The organism is Streptomyces sp. SM11 (assembly GCF_002910905.1).
In the GTDB taxonomy this organism is placed as follows: domain Bacteria; phylum Actinomycetota; class Actinomycetes; order Streptomycetales; family Streptomycetaceae; genus Streptomyces.
Map to the genome: position 1 here is coordinate 1 of NZ_NEUE01000181.1, position 5,294 is coordinate 5,294.

The window sequence follows — 5,294 nt, forward strand, 5'->3', positions numbered from 1 at the left end:
CGGCAGATCGCCGCCAAGAGCAACGAGATCCCCGCCTTCGCCCTGCTGCTGGAAGGGCTCGACCTGCGCAGATACGTCATCACCGCCGATGCGATGCACACCCGGACCGGCCACGCCGAACACGTCATCACGCGGGGCGGGCACTACATCCTGGTCGTCAAGGGCAACCAGAAGAACCTCCGCCGACAGCTGCGGCGCCTGCCCTGGCGCGAGGTCCCGCTCCAGCACCGCACCCGCGAACAGGGCCACGGCCGACGCGAGATCCGGCGCCTCAAGGTCTGCACCGTCCAGCCCGGACTCCCTTTCCCGCACGCCGTGCAGGCCATCAAGGTCAAGCGCCGCCGAACCAACCGCACCACCGGCAAGACGACCATCACGACGATCTACGCGGTCACCAGCCTCGCTCCCGAACAAGCCGCCGCGGACCGAATCGCCGAACTCATCCGCGGACACTGGCAGGTCGAAGCCCTGCACCATGTGAGAGACGTGACCTTCGCCGAGGACGCTTCCCACGTCCGCACCGGCACCGCACCCCGCGCGATGGCCACCCTCCGCAATCTCGCCATCGGCCTCATCCGCCAGGCCGGCTGGACGAACACCGCCGCCGCCACCGACCACTACCAGTCACGAGCCGACCACGCCCTCCAACTACTCGATCTTGAAAGCTGAGAACGCACCAGCCCTGCACCTCACCCCTGGAGACTGGACCCACCCGCTCTCCGCGCGGACCAACGTTGCCGAGGTGACTACGCTCTACCGGCTCATCGGGGAATTCTTCACCGTACGAGAGCAGCCGGACGGTCTCTCCCGGATCTTCCGGAACTATCAGTCCTGGGCGATCACCCAGGACTGATACCACCTCGCGGAGGCGGCAGACCAGGACTGATCGTTTGACATCCAACCCAGTCGCCCCAGGCCAGGACATCGCACCGGACCAATGCGAGCCCTGCAATGTCGGCGGAGAATCGCTTGGCCAGTGCTCGGCGGAGAGATCATCATGTGGCAATGTCTGAGAACCGATCCTCTGTGGCACCGACCGTGATGCGGCTCCCCCAGTACACCAAGGCGGACCAGGAAGAGATCCTTGGCAACAGCGATGATCCCTTCGGTGTCGCCTCGACCGGTCTGACCTGGCTGCCGAAAGAAGAGCACTTCGGCATCAGACACGAAGACCGGCTCGTGGCACACGCTGGCCTGCTGCGACTGCCTGTCGCGATCAGCGGCGCCGCGACAGAGGTAGTGGGCGTCGGCGGGGTGGCCGTCGCACCCAGCATGCAAGGCCATGGCCTGGCTCGGCTCGTCCTCACAGCTGCCCTGGAGCACTCCCGCACGATGGGTCCTCAGCACGCACTCCTGTTCTGCCGGCCTCCCCTCGTGTCGCTCTACAAGCGCCTCGGATGGCATCCGCTCGACAACGACGTACTCGTCGAACAACCCGAAGGCCGCCTGGTGACCATGCCGCTGCGGACTATGGTGACGCCCCTGCACGGCGATGCCCGCTGGCCCTCAGGGCCAGTACGGCTGCCCTCGCTCCCTATGTGACGGAGGGTCACCCAGTACGGCGACCAGGGTTCACCCATCAGCGTCGGGTCTCGGCTACGTACCAACCCGCCTCACCTGATCGTGTGCCAACCAATCCAGTCGCCGCAGGTCAACGAGAACGGAACGGCTAACTTCACTGTCAAAGGACACACAGCACAACCGTATCGGGCTAAGCGGAAATATGGCCCTGTTCGGGAAAATCGGACAGCCTCAAGGGTGGCTCAGGCGGCCGATCTCGGGGTGGGTGGTGTCTCCGGCCATCCATCCCGGCCGGAGGCCGCCAGCGGGGCGCACAGCCGTTTCTGCTGCCGGAGCTGTCGCGCGAGCAGCAGGTCGAGCCCTCTATTACCGCGTAATAATGCGGTCCTGGCTGCCCGTCATCGTAAAAACTAACGTGCCGGTGCTGGAATGGATCTTTGGTGTTAGTAAGGTACGCCCATGACTTCATCGGACTCCGGCGACCGCGAGAAGGTCGTCTCCAAGCTGCCCCCCACGCTGCAACAGGATCTGAAGGTCCGGGCCGCTCAGCACGGCACGGACATCCAGCACGCTGTCGAAGCCGGCATCGAGGCGTGGCGCAAACTCGGATCCAACCTCCCCGCCGCAGACACCACGGGCGCCAGGGCCTTCGCCACGTTCCTCCCCCCGGGCCAGTGGGACGCGTTCCGCACCGACTGCACCGCCCGCGGCGTCTCCCTCATCCAAGGTCTTACCCAGTCCGTGCAGGTGTGGTTGGAGACCAACCCGGCACCCGCGATCGTTCGTCCCGAGCACCCGAAGCGGATCGTCGCGTGCAACCAGAAAGGCGGCGTCGGCAAGACGGCGATCGCCGCGGGCACCGGCGAAGCACTCGCGGAAGACAGCGAGCAGCTCCACCCTGTGCGGATCTCCAAGCACTTCGCCGCGGCCCTGCCCGGCACGGCCGAGCAGCCGGTCTCGCCGCTCGACTACGAGGACCTGCCGGGTCTCGGACTCCGCGTGCTCCTCGTCGACTTCGATCCACAGTGTCACCTCACGAAGCAGCTCGGTCATATGCCGCTACCCATAGACGGTGACAGCCTCACCAAGCACATGGCCGGCGAAGCGAAGGGGAACATCGCCGACCTCATCGTCACCATCGAGGACCCTCGCTTCGGCGACCGGCTGCACCTCCTTCCCGCCTGCACCGACGCCTTCCTCCTCGACGTGAAACTCTCCGGGGTCCGGGCCCGCGAGGCCGCGCTGGAACGTGCCCTGGCAGCTGTCGAGGACGACTACGACGCAGTCATCATCGACTGTCCGCCCAGCCTGGGGCTGAGCATGGACGCCGCGGCCTACTACGGGCGCCGCCGCACCGGCGAAACGCCTGGTAACTCCGGCATCCTCATCATCGTCCAGGCCGAAGACAGCTCCGCCGACGCCTACGACCTCCTCACCTCCCAGATCGAAGACCTCCGTGGCGACATGCACCTCGAGCTGGAGTACCTCGGCATCGTCGTCAACCACTACGACGCCCGACGCGGATACATCGCCACCTCCTCTCTGCAGTCATGGATGGACATAAAGGATCCGCGCGTCGTCGGCGTCATCGGCGACCTCAAGGAACAGAAGGAGGCCGTCCGAATGAAGCAGCCTCTCCTCGCCTACTCCCCTCGCTGCGACCAGTCCGTCGGCATGCGCGCCCTCGCCCGGGAGATCTCGTGACCAACAAGGCCAAGCTGCTCGGTACCGGCACATCCTTCGGCCAGGCACGAGGAGGCATCAGCGCCCGCCGGGCAGCGATCGACGCAACCGCCGTCGCTCCGACCGAGGGTGCACCCCCGCCCCTCAAACTCCCCCTTGCCTCGATCAGCCTCAACCCGGACAACCCCCGGTCTGAACTGGGTGACCTGAGCGCCCTGGCGGCCAGCCTCCGCGACCACGGCCAGAAGACCGCCATCAGCATCATGGGCCGGTTCGCCTACCTGGAAGGCAACCCCGACCGCAAGGACGACTTGGAGGAGGGCACCACGTACGTCGTCATCGATGGCAACTCTCGCCTCTCTGCCGCCCGCGAAGCCGGACTCACTGAGATCAAGGTGATGCTCGACGACGACCTCGGAAGCAACCCCGACGAGATACTGGAATCGGCACTCGTCGCGAACGTCCACCGCCAGGACCTCGACCCTCTCGACGAAGCGAAGGTTCTCCAGCAGCTCCTCACGGTCCACGGAACACAAGAGGCCCTCGCCGCCCGCCTGCACCGATCGCAAGGGTGGGTGTCGCAGCGCCTCGCGCTTCTCGGCCTGACCCCGGAGCTCAAAGAGAAACTGCAGTCCGGCGAGGAATCCGCTGCCCTGCTGCGCCGAGTAGGGAAGAAGAAGCCGGAAGACCAGGCGGACCACCTGAAGCGCCTCAAGGAGAAGAAGCAGGAGAGCGTCTCGACCGGGAAAGCGAAGCCCACTCCCCCGCAGCCCTCCGTCATTCCGGCGCCCTCTCCCCCGGCCCAGGATTATTACGGCGTAATGAAGCCCGCCTCCGGCGGCGACCAAGAAGCAACCCCGCACGTTGCGAGGCGCACTCCCGGCTCGGCACCAGAAGCTTGGGAGAGCAACGACGAGCAGCCGGCGAACGACGCTGCGCCTGCCCCGTCCGAGGTTGTGTGGACGGATCCGGATTCCGTGATCGCAGCCATCCTGAAACGGTGCCCGCCGGACGTCGTGCAGCAGATCGCGCGAGGGCTCACTCAACTTCGATGAAGTACGAACCCGCAAGCGACGAGCAGAAGCTCAGTTCGCTGAAAAGTCAGACACCACTGCACCGGGCCCCCACATCACCCGATGATCCGGCGCGTGGAATCGGTTGGAGTTCTGCCCCGCAGAACTCCAACCGGGCCGGCCGAGGAAGAGCCCAACCGGCACCAGCCGCCGCGAGGAGGGCAGCAAGACACCACGGGGAAGTCCACAACCTCAGGACGCAGGACTATTACGGCGTAATAGAACTGCCCGCCGTAGACGTATGGCGCGGTCCAGACACCTCGGAGTGGTGCCTGGGTCACTCCGACTGCAACTACGGAAGGGCCGCCTGGTGAAAGCAGGGACACAACGAGGACAGCGATGCAGCTGACACGCACGCACCGCATACTCATCGGGGTCGTCATCGCCGGTGCGGTGCTCATCGCCGCGATCGGTTTCGCGGGTTCCTACGCCGCCGTGCGCGAGCTCGCGGAGGAGAAGGGCTTCGGGAGGTTCTCCCTGGTCTTCCCCATCGGCATCGACGCGGGCATCTGCGTCCTGCTCGCCCTGGACCTCCTGCTCACCTGGATGCGGATCCCGTTCCCGCTGCTGCGCCAGACGGCATGGCTGCTGACCGCCGCGACCATCGCGTTCAACGGCGCCGCCTCCTGGCCCGACCCGCTGGGCACCGCGATGCACGCGGTGATCCCGGTACTGTTCGTCGTCTCCGTCGAGGCCGCCCGGCACGCGGTCGGCCGGATCGCGGACATCACCGCCGACAAGCACATGGAAGGCGTCCGCCTCACCCGCTGGCTGCTCTCCCCCGTCCCCACGTTCAAGCTGTGGCGGCGGATGAAGCTGTGGGAGCTGCGCAGCTACGAACAGGTCATCAAGCTCGAACAGGACCGGCTGATCTACCAGGCCCGCCTCCAGGCCCGCTTCGGCCGCAGCTGGCGGCGCAAGGCCCCGGTCGAGTCGATGATGCCGCTGCGGCTGGCGAAGTACGGCGTACCGCTCGCCGAGACCGCCCCGGCCGGGCTCGCCGCCGCCGGAATCGAA

5 protein-coding genes are annotated in these 5,294 nt (G+C 66.3%); all 5 read left to right on the top strand.

Features of this window, described 5'->3' with window-relative positions; genetic code table 11:
* On the top strand, nt 1-669 hold a 669-nt coding region (locus tag B9S58_RS16435), incomplete at its 5' end, for an ISAs1 family transposase (RefSeq protein WP_107494946.1).
* A 336-nt stretch (nt 670-1,005) separates the two neighbouring features.
* Nucleotides 1,006-1,542 (top strand): GNAT family N-acetyltransferase, encoded by a 537-nt coding sequence (locus B9S58_RS16440; protein ID WP_103532853.1) that lies wholly within the window; start codon nt 1,006-1,008, stop codon nt 1,540-1,542.
* Between the two features lie 438 nt (nt 1,543-1,980).
* Nucleotides 1,981-3,225: a ParA family protein gene (locus tag B9S58_RS16445; protein WP_103532854.1), complete on the top strand. Its 1,245-nt coding sequence runs from the start codon at nt 1,981-1,983 to the stop codon at nt 3,223-3,225.
* Nucleotides 3,222-4,259: a ParB/RepB/Spo0J family partition protein gene (locus B9S58_RS16450; RefSeq protein ID WP_258044636.1), complete on the top strand. Its 1,038-nt coding sequence runs from the start codon at nt 3,222-3,224 to the stop codon at nt 4,257-4,259. The genes B9S58_RS16445 and B9S58_RS16450 overlap by 4 nt, the downstream gene beginning before the upstream one ends.
* A 357-nt stretch (nt 4,260-4,616) precedes the next feature.
* The coding region (locus tag B9S58_RS16455) for a DUF2637 domain-containing protein (RefSeq protein ID WP_146063519.1) at nt 4,617-5,294 on the top strand (678 nt) is incomplete at its 3' end.

Excerpts from the sequence above, each read along its gene's own strand:
- B9S58_RS16440 (WP_103532853.1), top strand. The coding sequence starts at position 1,006 with ATGTCTGAGAACCGATCCTCTGTGGCACCGACCGTGATGCGGCTCCCC.
- B9S58_RS16445 (WP_103532854.1), top strand. The coding sequence starts at position 1,981 with ATGACTTCATCGGACTCCGGCGACCGCGAGAAGGTCGTCTCCAAGCTG.